At 42.3% G+C, this 17405-nt stretch carries 19 protein-coding genes and 1 pseudogene; 19 read left to right on the forward strand and 1 reads right to left on the reverse strand.

What is annotated here, in order from left to right; genetic code table 11:
* The first annotated feature begins 20 nt into the window (after positions 1 to 20).
* The 9 genes and pseudogenes from T456_RS0106630 to T456_RS0106665 form a co-directional block, all read left to right on the forward strand.
* Positions 21 to 1088, forward strand: coding sequence for a DUF6017 domain-containing protein (locus tag T456_RS0106630; protein ID WP_022769860.1), 1068 nt, complete (start codon positions 21 to 23; stop codon positions 1086 to 1088).
* Positions 1089 to 1096: 8 nt separating this feature from the next.
* Complete coding sequence (locus T456_RS0106635; protein ID WP_155838033.1) at positions 1097 to 1384, forward strand: hypothetical protein; 288 nt, start codon at positions 1097 to 1099, stop codon at positions 1382 to 1384.
* A 285-nt stretch (positions 1385 to 1669) separates the two neighbouring features.
* Complete coding sequence (locus T456_RS21910) at positions 1670 to 1789, forward strand: cation transporter (protein WP_207640362.1); 120 nt, start codon at positions 1670 to 1672, stop codon at positions 1787 to 1789.
* A gap of 98 nt (positions 1790 to 1887) precedes the next feature.
* Entirely contained in the window at positions 1888 to 3666 is a 1779-nt protein-coding gene (locus T456_RS0106640; RefSeq protein ID WP_024865488.1) for an ABC transporter ATP-binding protein, read from the forward strand.
* Positions 3667 to 5403, forward strand: coding sequence for an ABC transporter ATP-binding protein (locus T456_RS0106645; protein ID WP_022769864.1), 1737 nt, complete (start codon positions 3667 to 3669; stop codon positions 5401 to 5403).
* 29 nt (positions 5404 to 5432) lie between these two features.
* The gene (locus T456_RS0106650; protein WP_024865489.1) at positions 5433 to 6020 is read left to right on the forward strand and encodes an MptD family putative ECF transporter S component; all 588 of its coding nucleotides are present in this window, start codon (positions 5433 to 5435) and stop codon (positions 6018 to 6020) included.
* On the forward strand, positions 6021 to 6722 hold the full coding sequence (locus T456_RS0106655) for an energy-coupling factor transporter transmembrane component T (RefSeq protein ID WP_022769867.1): 702 nt from the start codon (positions 6021 to 6023) through the stop codon (positions 6720 to 6722).
* A complete protein-coding gene (locus T456_RS0106660) occupies positions 6719 to 8257 on the forward strand; it encodes an ABC transporter ATP-binding protein (RefSeq protein ID WP_051464985.1) in 1539 nt (512 codons plus the stop codon). Before T456_RS0106655 ends, T456_RS0106660 begins: the two co-directional genes overlap by 4 nt.
* Positions 8258 to 8299: 42 nt before the next feature.
* Positions 8300 to 8485: pseudogene (locus T456_RS0106665) on the forward strand (ATP-binding cassette domain-containing protein); the annotation flags it as partial.
* A 247-nt stretch (positions 8486 to 8732) separates the two neighbouring features.
* On the opposite strand, the gene T456_RS0106675 reads toward T456_RS0106665, so the two are convergent.
* Positions 8733 to 9155 (reverse strand): flavodoxin, encoded by a 423-nt coding sequence (locus tag T456_RS0106675; RefSeq protein ID WP_022769872.1) that lies wholly within the window; start codon positions 9153 to 9155, stop codon positions 8733 to 8735.
* A 104-nt stretch (positions 9156 to 9259) separates the two neighbouring features.
* On the opposite strand from T456_RS0106675, the gene T456_RS0106680 reads away from it, so the two are divergent.
* The 10 genes from T456_RS0106680 (at position 9260) to T456_RS0106725 (ending at position 17371) form a co-directional block, all read left to right on the forward strand.
* A complete protein-coding gene (locus T456_RS0106680; RefSeq protein ID WP_022769874.1) occupies positions 9260 to 9637 on the forward strand; it encodes a heavy-metal-associated domain-containing protein in 378 nt (125 codons plus the stop codon).
* A gap of 26 nt (positions 9638 to 9663) precedes the next feature.
* The gene (locus tag T456_RS0106685; protein ID WP_022769875.1) at positions 9664 to 10263 is read left to right on the forward strand and encodes a class I SAM-dependent methyltransferase; all 600 of its coding nucleotides are present in this window, start codon (positions 9664 to 9666) and stop codon (positions 10261 to 10263) included.
* An 11-nt stretch (positions 10264 to 10274) separates the two neighbouring features.
* On the forward strand, positions 10275 to 11006 hold the full coding sequence (locus T456_RS0106690; RefSeq protein WP_196802293.1) for an L-2-amino-thiazoline-4-carboxylic acid hydrolase: 732 nt from the start codon (positions 10275 to 10277) through the stop codon (positions 11004 to 11006).
* A complete protein-coding gene (locus tag T456_RS0106695) occupies positions 11003 to 11695 on the forward strand; it encodes a DUF6796 family protein (protein ID WP_022769878.1) in 693 nt (230 codons plus the stop codon). Before T456_RS0106690 ends, T456_RS0106695 begins: the two co-directional genes overlap by 4 nt.
* A 52-nt stretch (positions 11696 to 11747) precedes the next feature.
* Positions 11748 to 13283, forward strand: coding sequence for a methyltransferase domain-containing protein (locus tag T456_RS23600; protein WP_022769879.1), 1536 nt, complete (start codon positions 11748 to 11750; stop codon positions 13281 to 13283).
* A 98-nt stretch (positions 13284 to 13381) separates the two neighbouring features.
* Positions 13382 to 14146 (forward strand): class I SAM-dependent methyltransferase, encoded by a 765-nt coding sequence (locus T456_RS0106705; protein WP_022769880.1) that lies wholly within the window; start codon positions 13382 to 13384, stop codon positions 14144 to 14146.
* Between the two features lie 22 nt (positions 14147 to 14168).
* Positions 14169 to 14795, forward strand: a complete 627-nt coding sequence (locus T456_RS0106710; RefSeq protein WP_022769882.1) for a class I SAM-dependent methyltransferase — start codon at positions 14169 to 14171, stop codon at positions 14793 to 14795.
* 36 nt (positions 14796 to 14831) lie between these two features.
* On the forward strand, positions 14832 to 15059 hold the full coding sequence (locus T456_RS0106715) for a FeoA family protein (protein WP_022769883.1): 228 nt from the start codon (positions 14832 to 14834) through the stop codon (positions 15057 to 15059).
* Complete coding sequence (feoB, locus tag T456_RS0106720) at positions 15056 to 17071, forward strand: ferrous iron transport protein B (RefSeq protein WP_022769884.1); 2016 nt, start codon at positions 15056 to 15058, stop codon at positions 17069 to 17071. Before T456_RS0106715 ends, feoB begins: the two co-directional genes overlap by 4 nt.
* A 24-nt stretch (positions 17072 to 17095) precedes the next feature.
* A complete protein-coding gene (locus T456_RS0106725) occupies positions 17096 to 17371 on the forward strand; it encodes an Lrp/AsnC family transcriptional regulator (protein WP_024865494.1) in 276 nt (91 codons plus the stop codon).
* Positions 17372 to 17405: the final 34 nt, after the last annotated feature.

Consider the following 17405-nt stretch of genomic DNA (forward strand, 5'->3'; position numbering starts at 1 on the left):
GAAATGGGAGGAAGATCCAAGTGGGTTACAAGGAAGAAGAAATCAAAAAACTGAATTTGAAGTATTTCAATGGAAAGGAGTCGGAGACATATGCTTTTCTCATGGTTCCCAAAGCAATTCTGTATGACAAGGAATATGAAGGGCTTAAGCTATCAGAGATTCTGATATATTCAAGCCTCCTTGAAAGAATGAAGCTGGGCGGAAATATTAGCGGACATGATGAACTGGGGAGAGCATATGTCTACTGTTCATTGGAAATGGCACAGCAATTTGGCCACTGTAAAAGAAGCTCAGCTATAACAGCTCTTAAGAGCCTTGAGGCCAGAGGGATGATTGAAAAAGATACAAGATGCCCAGGAAGTGTCTCAAGATTCTATGTGAAAAACTTCCTTATCAACGATATGCAGAAGTACAAAAAACAAACTTTTGGAGCGATTGATAAAAAGAGAATCCTTGAATCTGCTGGATCTACAGATGTGGATAACTTCACACCAGTCCAAAATTTAAACTATGGAGTACAGAATTTGGATGGGGGTAGTGTGAATTTTGAATCTAAACCCGTTCAAAATTTGGACCCATATAATAATAAAAATATAAAAAATATTAATAATAATCTCATCCCTATCTATCCCAGTAACAGTAATAAACAAAGGGTTGATGGGATAGGATTGGATGAAGATGCATGGGCATATAGAGAGTGTGTTGATGAAAATATCGAGACGGAAGCTCTTTGCCGGAATTATCCTGGGAACGCAGGGATTATCAGAGGAATAGCTGATCTCATGGTTGATGTCCTGACTTCATCCAAGGAGAAAATGGTCATTGGAGGTGAAGAGAGGAGCACCAATGTGGTTAAGGGAAGATTCATGAAGCTCACAAGATTCCACATCGAGGACGTTCTTGATAACTGGAACAAACTTGCAGAGCCGCCAATAAATCCAAGGCAGTATCTCCTGGCAATGCTTTACAACGTATCAACAACAGCTGATGCGCAATTTAAGGCAGTGATAAACAAAGACGCCAGGAATAACTTCCGGAGCGTGGAAGAAACCAATAACACAGATGATGACGAGTATATGGAGGGTTGAATATGTTTATGATCAAGTTACTTGCGAAGATAATAATGTTCCCGGTGTTCCTGATGGTTTGCTTCATCAGGACCTGGGTAGGTGTTCTTTCAAAGATCGGCTGCGTGATTTTGGGACTGTTCTACCTCATCATGCTGGCAATTATCATCATGTATGCCTGCCAGCATATGTGGGAGTGCGTGATGATTGCTCTGGGAATGTCTTTTGCGGCATTCCTTGTAAGCTTCTCAGCTGTGGCTGTGGGAATGGCCCTTGAAGGGATTGGAGATAAGATTGGGGAGTTTTTAGCATCATAAAGGTAATAGTGGAAGTGCTGTGAAACGATATCTCGGAATTATATCTTGCGGTATAACTGAGAAAGACAAATCGGTGTTTGTCGAGCTGCCTGTTTAGGAATAGCGCTTGATAAATTCCGGTTTCGGGCTGAAGTTGGCGTGTTATATTGGAATATAATTTCCTTCCTCGATGGTTCGCATTATTCACCATAATACGAACTAAAAGCTTTCGAGTAACAGTGACAGTTTTCAAATATTACCTTCATCAGAAGACATTCACGGGATTCTGAGGCGAGCATTGAAGGCGTGGTGTGCAGTAACTGTGCTACGAGAGTAGAGAACGCTCTTAACAGAAATGATGGTATTTATGCCAGAGTCGACCTGGGAAATAAAAAGGCTGTTATTCATGCCAAGAGAGGAATATAAGTCGAAGACTGAACCCTCTAAAAGTTAGCTATTGCTAACCAGACTACAACGTACTATAATCGTGTTAGCATTAGGTAACTTTATATGAGGAGGGTATCATGAAAAAAAGAAGTGTTATATCCTGGGTGCTTGAGTTTGCCGGAAGAAAGAGGGTGTTCTTCGTCGGAAGTGTACTTCTTGCTATGCTTGGAGTAGCTGCATCTTTTGCACCTTATCTTATTATTGCCAGGATTGTTTCAGAACTTTTATCAGGAAACAAAGACTGGAGTTTTTATCTGACGCAGACCATTATCATGGGCGTCTGCTGGATTCTCAGAGTGACACTGCATTCTGTGTCAACATCCCTATCACACATAGCTACATTTACTGTTCTTGGAACAATTAGAAAGCAGGTCTGCGAAAAGCTTGCGACAATTCCACTTGGCTCGGTTCTCGATGATAACAGTGGAAGCTACAAGAACATCATAGTTGAAAGAATAGATGCCATGGAGACCACTCTGGCACATATTGTTCCGGAGTTCACGGCAAATATTCTGTTGCCTGCAGTTATGTTTATCTATCTGCTAACTCTGGATTGGAGGCTTGGCCTTAGCAACCTTGTAGGAGCCGCAATTGGTCTTGTGTTCTGCACGGTGATGATGATAAAGAGCCGTGGCGGATATGAGGTCTCTGTTCAAAAGACAAAGAAGCTCAACGATACTGCAGTAGAGTACATCAACGGAATAGAAGTAATAAAGGCCTTTGGTAAAACAGGCAGTTCCTACGAAAAGTTTGTAGTTGCTGCAAGAGAAGGTGCGGACTGCTTCATTGATTGGATGAGAAAATGCATTTGGCCTCAGGCTGGAATGATGGCCTTTTTGCCTGCAACTTTCCTTGGAGTTCTTCCGATAGGTCTTTTACTGGTAAAGAATGGCGCTATTACTCCGGAAAAGTTTATAACAGGAAGCATTTTGTCTGCGGGACTTATCACACCGCTTGTGATCGCATTCTCTTACATGGATGACATCCTGAAGATGGGAACAATCTTTGGAGAAGTTACTGAAATCCTTGAGAGAAAAGACATGGAGAGACCGGCTGCAATAACCAAAAAGCCTCAGGGGTCTGATATCTGTCTTAAGAATGTGAGATTTACTTACAAAGATAAAGAAGTTCTTCACGGAATCGACATGGATATTAATCAGGGCGAAGTTGTTGCTATGGTTGGCCCTTCAGGTTCAGGAAAGAGCACAATCGCCAGGCTCATTGATTCTTTGTGGGATCCTGATTCGGGAACCATCACTTATGGTGGAGTCGATATAAAAGAACTGCCTCTTGATTATTACATGGGACAGATATCCTACGTTGCGCAGGATAACTACCTCTTTGATCTGTCTGTAAAAGAAAATATAAGACTTGGCAGAGCTGGAGCCACAGACGAAGATGTGATAAATGCCGCGAAGGCAACAGGATGCCACGACTTCATTATGGGGCTTGAAAACGGCTATGACACAGTGGTTGGCGGAGCAGGAGGTCATCTGTCCGGCGGCGAGAGACAGAGAATCTGTATTGCCAGAGCAATGCTCAAGAATGCTCCTGTAGTAATTCTTGACGAAGCTACTGCCTATACAGATCCCGAGAATGAAGCGCTGGTTCAGGCCAGTGTAGCGAGGCTCGTTCAGGGCAGAACCCTTATTGTGATTGCACACCGTCTTTCAACTATCGTGGATGCTGATAAGATCTTCGTGATCAATAACGGTAACGTGGAAGCCTGCGGAACACAGGAGGAACTCCTTAAGTCATGCGTACTTTACAGAAAGATGTGGGATGCTCACATCATGTCGAAAGATGAAGATATAGAGAATGCATCAGGTCAGGAACTGACCAGGAAGGAGGCCTAAATGCTTAGTATGGTAAAAAAGTTCTTTGACTTCTGCAATGAAAAGAACAGGAATAAGTTTTATAAATCAGTTGTACTTGGAGTAATAGATGCAATGTTTGCTGCAATGAAGATACCTGCAGCTTTTGTAGCAATCAAGGCAATTCTTGAGAACAATCTTACAAACACTACAATACTCACAGTTATCGGACTCATGCTTGTCAGTACTCTTGGCAAAATGGTCATAAACCGCTTTGCATATATGCTTCAGACGGAAGCAGGCTATGATACCTGCGCCATGAAACGAATCGAGATAGGTGAGCATCTTCGGTATCTTCCTATGGGATATTTCAACGATACCAGCCTTGGACATATCACTTCTGTGACAACAAATACCATGGAGCAGACCGGTGATATTGCTACAAGAGCAATAATGCTGGTACTTCAGGGCGGACTGACAACTATAGTTATTGCGCTTTTCATGTTCGCCTTTGACTGGAGGATTGGACTTATATCAGTGGCCGGCATAGGAGTCTTTTTCCTGGTGAACAAGTGGACAAATCTTAGCGTTGCAAGAGTTGCTGATGAGAAGCTTTCTGCTGACCGGGAGATGGTTGGAGTGATCCTTGAGTATATTCAGGGCATTGCCGAGATCAGGAATTATAACATCATAGGACAGAATCAGTCCAAAGTTCAAAAGTCTATTGAGAGAAAAAAGAAAGCTGATATAGCAGCTGAAATCGCAGCAATCCCGGCAGTTGGAGTACAGAATCTTATCTGCAAACTTATCGGAGTAGTGATTGCCGGCGTATCTGTGTATTTCTACCTGACAGGTACTATGGAGCTTGTTTATACAATCGTCATGCTCCTTAGCTCCTTCATGATCTTTGAATCACTGGATACCTGCGGTATTTACACTGCGCTTCTCAAGGTAATCGGTAAGGGAGTAGATCTTGCCAATGAGATCCTAAATATCGAGCAGATGGATATTGATGGCGCAGATTTTAAGCCTGAAAACAGGGATATCCATTTGGAACATGTAGGATTTGCTTACGAGAATCGAAAGATCATCGACGATGTAACTCTGGATATAAAAGAGAATACGACTACCGCTATTGTAGGACCTTCGGGAGGTGGAAAGACGACCATCACTTCCTTGATCGCCCGCTTCTGGGATGTTCAGGAGGGTAAGGTTACACTTGGTGGCAGGGATGTTAAGGACTACAGCTTTGACAGCCTTATGGAAAATTTCAGCTTTGTATTCCAGAGAGTATATCTTTTTGAAGATACAATTGCCAATAATATTCGCTTTGGAAAGCCTGAGGCGACAATGGATGAAGTCATTGAAGCTGCCAAGAAAGCTGCATGCCATGAGTTTATCATGGGGCTTCCGGATAAATATGAAACTGTAGTAGGTGAAGGCGGAGCTACTCTTTCAGGAGGAGAAAAGCAGAGAATAGCCATCGCCCGTGCCATTATGAAGGACGCTCCGATCATCATCCTCGATGAAGCTACAGCCAACGTGGATCCGGAGAATGAAAAAGAGCTTACGCAGGCAATTGAGAATCTTACCAAGCAAAAGACGATAATCATGATCGCGCACAGACTTAAAACTGTAAGAAATGCAGATCAGATAATCGTTGTCGATAAGGGCAAGATCGTCCAGAAGGGTAGACACGAAGAACTAATGGAACAGGATGGTATATATAAGAACTTTATTACCGGCAGAAAACAGGCAGTAAGCTGGAAGATTGCATGAAATTTAGAGGAGTTGTGGAGGAGAAAAAAGTGAACAAGAAATTGGAAGCTAAAGATTTTATTACCGTAGGACTTTTTACAGCACTGTTATTTGTGGTTGAGTTTGCATGTGGAATCCTCGGATTTATACACCCTTATATCGTAGCATCATACGTGGTGATGATCCCATTGGTAGGTGCCATTCCGATGATGCTTTTCTATACAAAGATCGATAAGTTTGGAATGATCAGTATAATGTCAGTTCTTCTGGCTATTATTATGTTTGTCACCGGGATGGGGTATCTTGGAGCTCCACTTATCATCGCGGCAGGAGTGATAGCTGATTTCGTTGCCAAAAGCGGAGATTATAAGGATTTTAAGAAGATTGCCATCAGCTATGGAATATTCTGTCTTTGGATCTGTGCTAACTATTTTCCTGTGATCGTAAGCGCTAAATCATACAGACAGGATCTTCTTGATGGGGGATACACTGCTGAGTATTGCGACAGTCTCTTTAGAGCTATCAATTCAAAAACCATTGCAGTTTTGCTTGTCCTTTGTTTGTTATTTGGATTTCTTGGAGCTTTCCTTGGAAAAGCAGTGGTCAGAAAGCATTTTGAGAAAGCCGGTATTGCATAAATGGAATTAAAACTAGACCCAAGGACAAAACTGTATATGATATTTGTTGTGTCGGCAGTTGTAATGATGAGTGCAACTACGCCCTTTTTATGGGGGCTAAGGATAGCAATAACTATGGTTCCAATAGCTCTTTTGATAGTGGAAAAACAATATGCATCAGCGCTGCGTTTTCTTGTATTGTATTTGGCTGCGTTAGGGCTTACTTTCTACTATCTTACGGCACAAGCCACCGGATTTCTGACGGCATTTCTTGTGGGCTATTGCAGTATTGTTGCTCAGTTTATGCCTGCAATGATAACCGCATGGTATGTGGTCAGGACTACTAAGATAGATGAGTTTATATCAGCAATGCAAAAGATGCATGTGCCCGATGGAATAACAATTTCCCTGGCGGTAGTGATGAGATTTTTTCCAACCATCAAGGAAGAGTATGCATCCATACGGGATGCCATGAAAATGCGTGGCGTTATGCTGGGCGGAGGCAGTGCAGTGAAAATGGTGGAGTACAGGATGATACCTCTTTTGTTTTCCTGCGTGAATATTGGTGATGAACTGTCCGCTGCGGCAATCACCAGAGGTCTTGGAGGAAAGGTTAAGAGAACCAGTATAGAGCAGCTTAAAATGCAGGCACTGGATTACGTTTTTATTTTCGTTTTTACTGCTGCGGCTGTGATATTTGTGGCCTCAAAATACATGAAATGATGAAGAATATTATAGAGATTAAAAATGTCAGGTTTCACTATAAAGGGGCAAAAGAATCACTGCAGAATGTTTCGCTTTACATAAAGGAGGGCGAAACTCTTTTGCTGTGCGGAGCATCGGGCTCAGGTAAGACTTCAGTATTAAGACTTATAAATGGTCTGATTCCAAATTATTATCAAGGTGAGCTTACGGGAGAAGTTATGGTTGCGGGAAGGGATATCTCAAAAACTCCGTTATATGAGCTTGCCGGTGTTGTGGGCACAGTTTTTCAGAATCCGAGAAGCCAGTTTTTCTCAGTTGATACAGATGGAGAGATTGTATTTGGACCTGAGAATGTTGGCCTTGAACCGGAAGAGATAAAGAGGCGAAAAGAACTGATCATCAATGAGATGGGAATAGATAAGCTTATGGAGAGAAGTCTCTTTGAATTATCCGGCGGCGAAAAGCAGCAGATAGCCTGTGCTTCGGTGGCAGCTCTTTTACCTGGGATTATACTTCTTGATGAACCATCATCAAACCTTGACCGTGATGCCATAGAAAAGCTCCATGACATTATTCTTAAGTGGAAAAAGCAAGGCAAAACAATCATTATCTCTGAGCACAGACTCTGGTATTTAAAAGATTTGTTTGATCGCGTGATATATATGGACAAAGGCAGGATTAAGAAGCAGTGGAGTAAGGAAGAGTTTTTGAAGCTCGACACTGCCACTATAGAGAATTTGAAGCTAAGACCATTGGAAGTGCCCTCATATTTCTCGGTGCTTTTTAATGAAAGGAGCAGTGAAAAAGAGACATCGGAGTCAGGCATGTCAAATAGTATATTACTGCAGGATTTCTTTTTCTCGTATCGAAGTTCGCCATATCTGTTTAGAAAAAGACATTTCGCGGAGAGTGATGGAGATAGACTCGAACTCTGCATTCCTGAGCTTAAACTGCCTAAGGGGAAAGTAATAGGAATAGTTGGAAAAAACGGAACAGGAAAATCGACGTTTCTTAGATGTTTATGTGGCTTAGAGAAGGACTGTAGAGGAATCATAGAAACAGATGGAAAAGTATATCGTGGAAATGCCAGGATCGGGCTAAGCTATATGGTCATGCAGGACGTGAACCATCAGCTTTTTACAGACAGTGTAGAGAGTGAAGTGCTGCTCTCTATGAGTGATAAGGATGAGATACGATGCCATGAAATACTTAAAAATCTTGGCCTAATTGAGTATAAAGACACACATCCAATGGCGCTATCAGGCGGACAGAAGCAGAGGGTTGCAATAGCGTCTGCTATAGCTGCAGGTGCAGAGATCCTTCTTTTTGATGAACCGACCTCAGGGCTTGATTTTGATCATATGATGAAAGTTGGACTGCTCTTGAAGGGGCTGGCGCAGTCGGGGAAAACTGTATTGGTATCAACACATGATCCGGAGCTTATAGAGAAATGCTGTGATTACGAATTGTACATAAAAAATGGCAGAGTAGAGTCGTTTGGCGGAATAGCAGAGAAAATTCTGAAAAGAAATGAGATTAAAGAAAGTGTATAGTTGTATTGGCAGAGAATGAAAACTGCATAAAGAGGAGAAGTTATGAAAGAGTTTCTTGAGATTAATGATATAAAAAAGAGCTTTGGAAGTGGTGAAGCCAGGCAGGATGTCCTCAGGGGCATGAATTTTACTGTAAAAAAAGGAGAGTTTTGTGTCCTCCTTGGTCCTTCCGGTTCCGGAAAGTCTACGCTGCTTAATATCATAGGTGGAATCGATACCCCGGATTCCTGATGCAGATGGATGGTTATTTCGCATTCTTCATGAGCAGGGAATCGATGGTGATGTCAGTAGTCTATATGCTGATAGGATATGCATTCGTATCACTGATTGACTTTAGGAGAATTAAACGGATACCACTGGATGTGGCGCTTAAGAACATTGAGTGAGGCTTATAGTTGTCGCCAATTAAAATAGATACGAAAACAAATTGAGGCAATCATATGATAATTGCCTCAATTTGTTTTCTGAGAATGATTTATGCAATGGCTCTTCCAAGCGCAGAGCAGTTCTTCAGATCATCATCAGAAGGTGCATTGTTGGCAATAACGCTGTCTGTTACAAGATTTGCGTTATCGGATTTGCATCTTTCCTCCCAGTCACGCATCCACTGGCCATCACCCCAACCATAAGAACCGAAAAGTACTACCTTTTTACCGGATAAAGAGTTTTCTACTGATGTGAACATTGGATCAAACTCAGTTTCTTCAAGGACCTCTGCTCCCATTGCAGGACAACCGAATGCTATTGCATCGTAACCTGAAACGAGGGAAGAATTGAACTCAGAAGGTGAGAACATATCGACTGAAGCACCACTGCTTTCAGCACCTGCTTTTACTGCCTCAGCCATTGACTGAGTATTTCCTGTACCACTCCAATAAACAATTGCTATTTTACTCATACTTTCCTCCTTTACGTTTAAGTTAGCTTATGCTAACATTGTATTTGACAGTGCTACAGTGTCAATATTTATCACTGAGAAAATGTCTCAAGAGGTGACAGACTATGGATATTCAGACAATAGTTGCAGCTGCTATATTTGTCGCAGCAATAATTCTTTTAATAATCATGATGAAGAAAAAGCTTCTTCATGGAGGCTCATGCTGCGGAGGACATGAAGCGCCTGAATCTAAAGTGAAGGTGGCCGATAAGAATATTAGTCATTACGACTATCATTATGAAGTGAGTATTGAAGGCATGGTATGTAGTAACTGTGCTACGAGAGTAGAGAACGCTCTTAACGGAAATGAGGGCATTTATGCAAAGGCCGATCTGGGAAATAAAAAGGCAGTTATTCATGCCAAGAGAGCGCTAAGCAAAGAAGAAGTGCTTGGGTATGTTAAAGAACTTCCGTATACAATAATGAGTTTTGCTCAAAAGTAACGTCAAGAGAGGGATATTAGTCGAATATGTTTTGGGATAAGATTTCACCTTTATATGATCTTTTTGAGAATATCTATAATCATAAGGTATACGCTGACACAGGAAAAAGAGTCGCTGACTTCATAGAGAGCACCGATGAGGTTTTGGAGTGTGCCTGCGGAACAGGAGCTATCAGTTTTTATATTGCGAAGAATTGTAAGACGCTGATTGCTACAGACTTTTCATCCGGAATGCTAAAACAGGCTTCCAGGAAATGCAGTACTTATAATAATGTTTATTTCAAAAAAGCAGATATCACAAATATCAAATGCAGGGATTCATGGTTTGATAAGGTTGTTGCGGGCAACGTGATCCATTTGCTTCCTGATCCGGGAAAGGCTTTTGCTGAGCTGTGGCGTGTGGTTAAACCGGGAGGCAAGATAATCATCCCAACATACATCAATAAGTCAAAACAGTCTGCAGGACTGGCAGTAAAGTTTGTCACGCTGCTCGGTGCAGACTTTAAGCAGCAGTTTGATCTTGATTCTTACAAGAAATTCTTCGAGAACCTGGGATATCAGGGCGTGGAGTACACAGTAGTTGATGGCAGAATGCCATGCGCTATTGCGGTGATCACAAAGGTGTAAACATGATTATTATGAATGATAAAGCTGGTTTTAGTAGAAGTACAAAAGGATTATATCCCAGGAAATATAACGAGAAAGTGAAGAAATGGCTTGTTGAAAGGTATGGTAAGGATAAGGCTGAAAGAATATGGGGGTGCCTTCAGGAAAACTATCTTCGGTTTCTGAATGAACTTCCGGATTATGGCGGTGCGAAAAACGGACATGCATCAGCGATATATGGAGGTTTTCTGATTTTTTCATTGTATCAGGCCCTGCCAGATCAACCGAAGATAGAAGAATTGCAGGACTTCGTACAAAATCTTTTCATGGAGCCGTTTACAAAACTGGGTAAGGTGGTAGATCTTAATAAACCATTTTACATGAAGCTCATAAACTATGTGTTTACCAGGGTTGGGGACAGGGATAGGAAAGATATATTAAAGTACCCGGATGGTTTCATAAATGTAACGGAAGGTTATGATAAAGAACATCTTGCTTCGAGATATTACTTTACACAATGCCCTAACGCTGAAATCGCAAAGAGATATGGGTTATTACATGTACTTCCGCTTATGTGTAACTGTGATTTTTATGGAATATCACAAATACATGGAAAGCTTGTCAGGGAAGGTACCTGCGGAAACAGTTCGAGGTGCGATTATCTTGTAATAGGGGATAAGAACCCCTTGGCATCCGAATATGAGACGGTAACCGATAAGGACGGATTTGTAGTAAGTAGACGGGTGGAGTTTAAAGCAGAATGACTAGCGGAGAAACTGAAAGAATTGATTGGGAAAGAATAAGGCATCTGTTAAAGGTTGGATGTTTTGCAGCATTAATGGTATTGGCAGCGGATATGATTCTGGGATGGGGAACATTTTACAGGGATGTACCCGGTCTTCCACCCATGTGGGCAAGATTCCTTTTAGTATCAGATGGAAGGATAATTGCATCAGCGCTTCTGGGGCTTATAGGGATTCCGTTGGAATGTCTGTGCTGGTTTGCTGTTTATCGCATGATAAAGCCCTTTTCTGAAAAGAATGCACATGATTACAGAGCTGGGCTCATAGGATGCCTTGCGTTTGGAGGATGTGGAGTGCATGTCCCATGCTGCATGGCGGTTTTTTTATTGAAGAGATTCTATCAATTGAATCCTGATACTGTGGTCGAAAACATGAAACCATTTCTGATCTGGTTCCTGTTACCTGCGACAATGATATTTCTGATCTTCTTTATACTTACAGCAGTAGTTCAGATAAGAGCATTCATCAAAGGAAACACGCCATTACCGAAGTGGTGCTGGGTATTTAATATTATGATTGGGATACCATGGATTGTTTTAATGAGAGTCGTAGGAGATTATCCAATTACCAATGCTCTTGCTGCAGCATGGATCAGCGTTGGTAATTTATGGATGATGGGCGGGCTGCTCATTATGACCAGAGGGAAATGAGATAGTAGGCGGAATGTATTTCTATTAAGAGGGAGATTTTTGGAGGAGCTTTATGTCTAAAAAGGCATCAAATTTTCAGAAAGTAGTAATGTCCTGGGGGTATCGCGGAAAAGAAATATTTAAACCGCTGAATACGGGATGGATTGATGAAAATGTGGCTTGTGTCCGGGAATGGATTGCCAATATCTTCTTTTATACCAAGAATGGCACAACAATCATGATTGATGCCGGATATAACTATGAGCGGCTTGCAGAGAAGATGAAATGGCTTGATATAGAGCCATCGAGCATAAAAGACATCCTGATAACACATCAGGATACTGATCATGTCGGCGCTGTGGAGAGAGACTCTGATGGACTGTTCAGGAATGCCAGACTGTATATCAGTGAAATTGAAAATAGATATATGACTGGCGAGAAGCGGCGCAAGGTAATCTTTGGGCTGTATAAGCTTCCGATGGTTAAAAGTGATAATGAGAGAAAACTTCTTAAAGATGGCGATGTGTTTTACATTGAGGACATCAAGGTGGAAGCAATCCTGGTTCCGGGTCATACTTGGGGGCATATGGTCTATCTGGTAGATGACGCTTATCTTTTCACCGGAGACACGATCTGGTTCGGCGCAGATGGCGGCTACAGTTTTATAAACGCACTGGCAGAGGATAACGAACTGTCAAAGAAGTCCCTGGCAAAGCTTGAGAAGCTACTTCGCGACAGGGGTATCAGGCCGAAGGTGATAACAGGCCATACAGGATGGTCTGATGATCTGGATTTTGTATTTGCGCACAGAGACCAGATCTGCAATAGTTTGAAGAGACAAAAACCTCATGATCCTAATGCTCCTTATGATGGATATGACGAGAGGGAAGATAACGAAGAGAGGGCAAGAACCGAACGGCTAAAAAAGGCAGTTCCTGTATCTGACAGAATCCAGAGCGCCTATCATGATTCAAAAAATATCTATGATGATGTTCTGACACAGGGAAGTTTCCTTAGCAGGCAGTACATTCGCTTTTTCTGGAGCGGTACTGATGACAATGAAATAGCAAGGAAAATACTTGCTTATGTTCCAGATGATTTCTCCGGGACACTACTTGATGTACCTGTAGGAACTGCGGTTTTTACAGAAAAGAAGTGGAGAAGGCTTTCAAAAGCTGGTATTACCTGCCTTGATTACAGCGTCGATATGCTGGAACAGGCAAAGAAAAGGCTTGAGGATTGTAAGAATATCTCATTTATTCAGGGAGATGTGGGAAAACTTCCTCTTGCTGATGGCAGCCAGGATATAGTCATGAGTATGAATGGATTTCATGCTTTCCCCGATAAGAAGAAGGCTTTTAAGGAGACATTCCGCGTTCTTAAGAAAGGTGGAATGTTTGTAGCATGCTTTTATATCAAGGGTAAATCCAAGAGAACAGACTGGCTTGTAAAGAACATTCTATCTAAAAAGGGCTGGTTTACACCGCCATTTCCTACAGAAGATCAGCTGCTTCGTATTCTTCATAAGCTATATTCTCAGGTTGAATATCATGTGGATGGTTCTATGGTGTATTTTAAATGCGTGAAGAGCAGATCTTTAAATGAATGAAGAGTAGCATCGTAAAAACATGAATGAAGTCTGATGTGCTGTTAGCAAATGCTAACTTTATATAAATGACTAATCAGAAAAGAGGAGGAAAAAAAGTAATGAAACCGGACTATAAGAACTGGGTGCCAAATGGGATGGTATATGGATTTTTGGGAGCTACCGGTGGGGCACTTATATTGACCTTGATCTTTGGCGTGGAAGGAATAGTTGGAAAGGTACTATTGGTAATAACTATAGTTCTTGCGCTAATGACGCTTTGGATGTTTCTGATGCACAGGGCATTTTCTTACAATGGCTCAAGGCAGATGTCCAGGCAGATAATTGATGGTGTTTCAGCCTATGTGAAGATTCCTGATGGAGGGAAAGGACTGGATGTCGGGTGTGGCAGCGGCGCGCTTACAATCGCATGTGCCAAGAAGAATCCAAATGCACAGATGGTTGGAATAGACAGATGGGGAAAAGAATATGCGTCATTCAGCAAGACTCTTTGCGAAAGCAATGCAGAAGCTGAAGGAGCAGCAAATGTTTCTTTTGGTCAGGGAGATGCTACAAAGCTTGGATTTGAAGATGAGACTTTTGACGCAGTGACAAGCAACTATGTATATCACAACATCCCCAGCAGGGACAGGCAGGCTATCCTCCTGGAGACGCTGAGAACACTGAAAAAGGGTGGAACATTTGCTATCCATGACATCATGTCAAAGAGCAAATACGGAGATATAGAGAGTTTTGCCAAAAAGCTTAAAGACATGGGCTACGAGGAAGTGCGGCTTGTTGATACTACCAGCGGAATGTTCATGAATAAGTTTGAAGCCACTTGGATGGGACTTAGTGGATCAACGATTCTTATGGGTAAAAAATAAAATGAGTGATGAGGAGGATACAATGATGGGATTATTCAAGAATTATGTAAGTCAGACAAGAAAACCGGAAGGGGTTCTCGGGAAAATGATGATCAATGGTATGAACAGTGGTCATGCTAAGATGGCGGACTGGGGAATATCACATCTTGAAGTCAGTGCACCCAAAGAGATGGTCGAACTTGGCTGTGGTGGGGGAAGAAATGCCGGGGTACTCATGGAAAAATACTCTTCGGCAAATATGACAGCAATTGACTACTCGCCGCTGTCTGTCGAAAAAGCAACAGAATACAACAAGGTAATGATCGATAAAGGAAGGTGCCAGGTTAAGCAGGGAGATGTATCAAATCTAACTCTTCCGGAAGAAAAGTATGATCTGGCAACTGCATTTGAAACTATATATTTCTGGCCGGGACTGGAGAAATGCTTTTCAGAAGTGGCAAAGGTTTTAAAGCCGGGTGGAACCTTCATGATTGTAAACGAATCAGATGGTACAGACAAAGCGAGCCTGAGCTTTGAGAAGATCATCGATGGGATGAGGTGTCATACTCCTGATGAGATAGAAAAAGCTTTAAAAAGCGCAGGCTTTTCAAAAGTGAGGACAGATCACCATGAATCTAAGCCATGGATTACTGTAATGGCAGAGAAATAAAGTTTATTAAACAAAGTATATGAGAGGAGAAGTGTTATGAGTTTAAGTGAAGTAAGGGAAAACAAAGATGCAGTGATCACAGCTATTCAAGGCGATACAAGGTTTATGAGCCGTATCACCTCGATAGGACTTACACCGGGCTGTAAGGTTAGCGTTATCAAGAACGATAAGAACAGACCTATGCTGGTTTATTCAAGAGATACCATGATCGCACTGAACCGTAAGGAGTGCAGTGGTATTACAGTCGAGGAGGTGACAGCATGAGTGCAGCTGCAACTATAGCCCTCCTTGGACAGCCTAACTCGGGCAAGTCAACTTTATTCAATGCGCTTACCGGACTTCGCCAGCATGTGGGAAACTGGCCAGGCAAGACAGTAGAGAAAAAAGAAGGATCTTTTACCTATGCAGGAAAAGAATACAATGTGGCGGATCTTCCGGGATCCTACAGCCTTTCTGCCAATTCAGATGAAGAGGTTATCACAAGAGATTTTATTACATCAGGAAAAGCTGATGTTGTCTGCATCCTTGCTGACAGTTCACAGCTTCAGAGAAGCCTTTTCATGCTGGCTGATTATGCGGGAATAAATGCACCATGCTTTTTATTGCTCAATATGGCAGATGTAGCCGCCGATCAGGGAAAAAAGATTGATGCCAAGGCTATAGAGGAAAAGCTTGGCATTCCTGTCATCCCTTTTTCTGCGACAGATGTGAAGTCTTATGACGAGTTCTATAAAACTCTTGAAAAGGCTATCAAGAAAGACTCAAGGCTTGATGTTTCCAAGCTAAAAGAACAGTACGAGAGTATCAAAGGTTTTCAGGAAATCTGCAACCTGATTCCTGAAGGCGTTATTCCCGGCTATTCTTCAATGTGGCTTGCTTCAAAGGTGCTTGAGAATGACAAGGTAGTTGTTGCGAAGCTTAAAAATACACTGGATGCATCTGTTTTTTCAGAAATTGAAAGTATCAAAGATTCATCCCAGGGCGCTGTGGCTGTCGGCGGCTGCAAATTCGCCTGGATCGATGATGTGATAGACGGTGCAATCCAATCTAAGTCTGTAAAGGTAACCCTTGGAAAACTTGACCGTATCTATACAAGTAAAGTCTGGGGAAAGCCTGCGGTTATACTTACTGTTCTATTAGGTCTTATTGCTTCATTTGTTCCTGCTCTTCCGCCCATGTTTCTGGGCGAGCTGGTTCTTATGACTAAAGCTCCGATTACTGCAGGATTATCAGCTATAGGATGTCCTGAATTCGTTATGCTCATCATTACAGATGTAATAATTCAGTCATTCTCATATATTTTCAAGATGTTGGGATTTGTGTTTGGTGTAACCCTTGTATTCGGACTTCTTGAGGAAGTGGGCATCATGGCCCGTATCTCCTATGTGTTTGACAACACCATGGGTAAGCTTGGGCTTCAGGGAAAGTCAGTCATGCCATTCCTGGTAAGCTTTGGATGTACCATGGGAGGCGCAGCGGGCGCAAGAGTTATAGATAACTGGGGACAGAAGGTTCTCACGATCGCTCTGGCATGGGCAGTGCCTTGCGGCGCAGCCTGGGCAACCATTCCTATGCTTTCATCTATTTTCTTCGGTCCAGGAGCAGTTCTTGTGGTGGCTGTAATCCTTCTTACTATGCTCTTGCACATGTATGTCACGGCCAAAGTCTTTGGAGCTAAGCTTGTTCAGAAGGAAGACCGCTACGGAATGATCATGGAGCTTCCTCCGTACCACAAACCAAAGTGGGGAGCTCTTTTCAGATATGTATTCGGAAGAACAAAGGAAACATTTATCAGAGTAACAAAGGTGGTTCTACTTGTTTGCGGAGTATTCTGGCTTCTTAGCTATTCTCCATCCGGAACAGGAGGAATCCTTTACACAATCGGTGTAGCAATAGAGCCTGTCACAAAGTTCTTCGGAATGCCATGGCAGTTATTCCTTTCCTACATTGCATCTGCTGTTGGAAAAGAAGGTGCTATCGGTGTCATAAGTGCACTTTATAGTGGTGGTTCATATAGCACAGCATTTACAGAGGCTATGAGTGGTGCAGGAACTACCGCAAATCTTAGTTCTGTTCTTCTTGCGAACGTAACAAAGCCGGAGGCCTTAGCATTTATCTTTGCCATGACCTTCAACATGCCTTGCGTCGTTGCCCTCGCGGCTACATATCAGGAGACACATTCAGCAAAATGGACAGGAAGGATTGTGCTTTATTACACAGCAGTATCTCTTTTGCTTGCGTTTATTGCTTATCATGTGGGAATGCTCATCTGGTGAGAAATGTAACTAGGGAGGCGTAAAATGGAACAACTTTTGGAACTGTTAAAAGATGGCCGTGCCAGAACCACAAAGCTTCTTGCCATAGAACTTCATACCAGTGAGGAAGATGTCACCAGACAGATGGAATATCTTGAAAACATGGGTATCATTAAAAGAGTGGTGTTCACATCCAAGAGTTGTTCAGGATGCAGTGGATGCTCATCCGGAAGCCACTCAGATGGACATACCTGCAAAGGATGCCTGCCTCAGGATGGATTTCAAAACATGGGACAGATGTGGGAAGTGGTGACGCCATGATTACAAGGGCTATAGGAACTTTGGATTACAAAGT

Source organism: Butyrivibrio sp. FCS014, from assembly GCF_000526935.1.
In the GTDB taxonomy this organism is placed as follows: Bacteria; Bacillota; Clostridia; order Lachnospirales; family Lachnospiraceae; genus Butyrivibrio.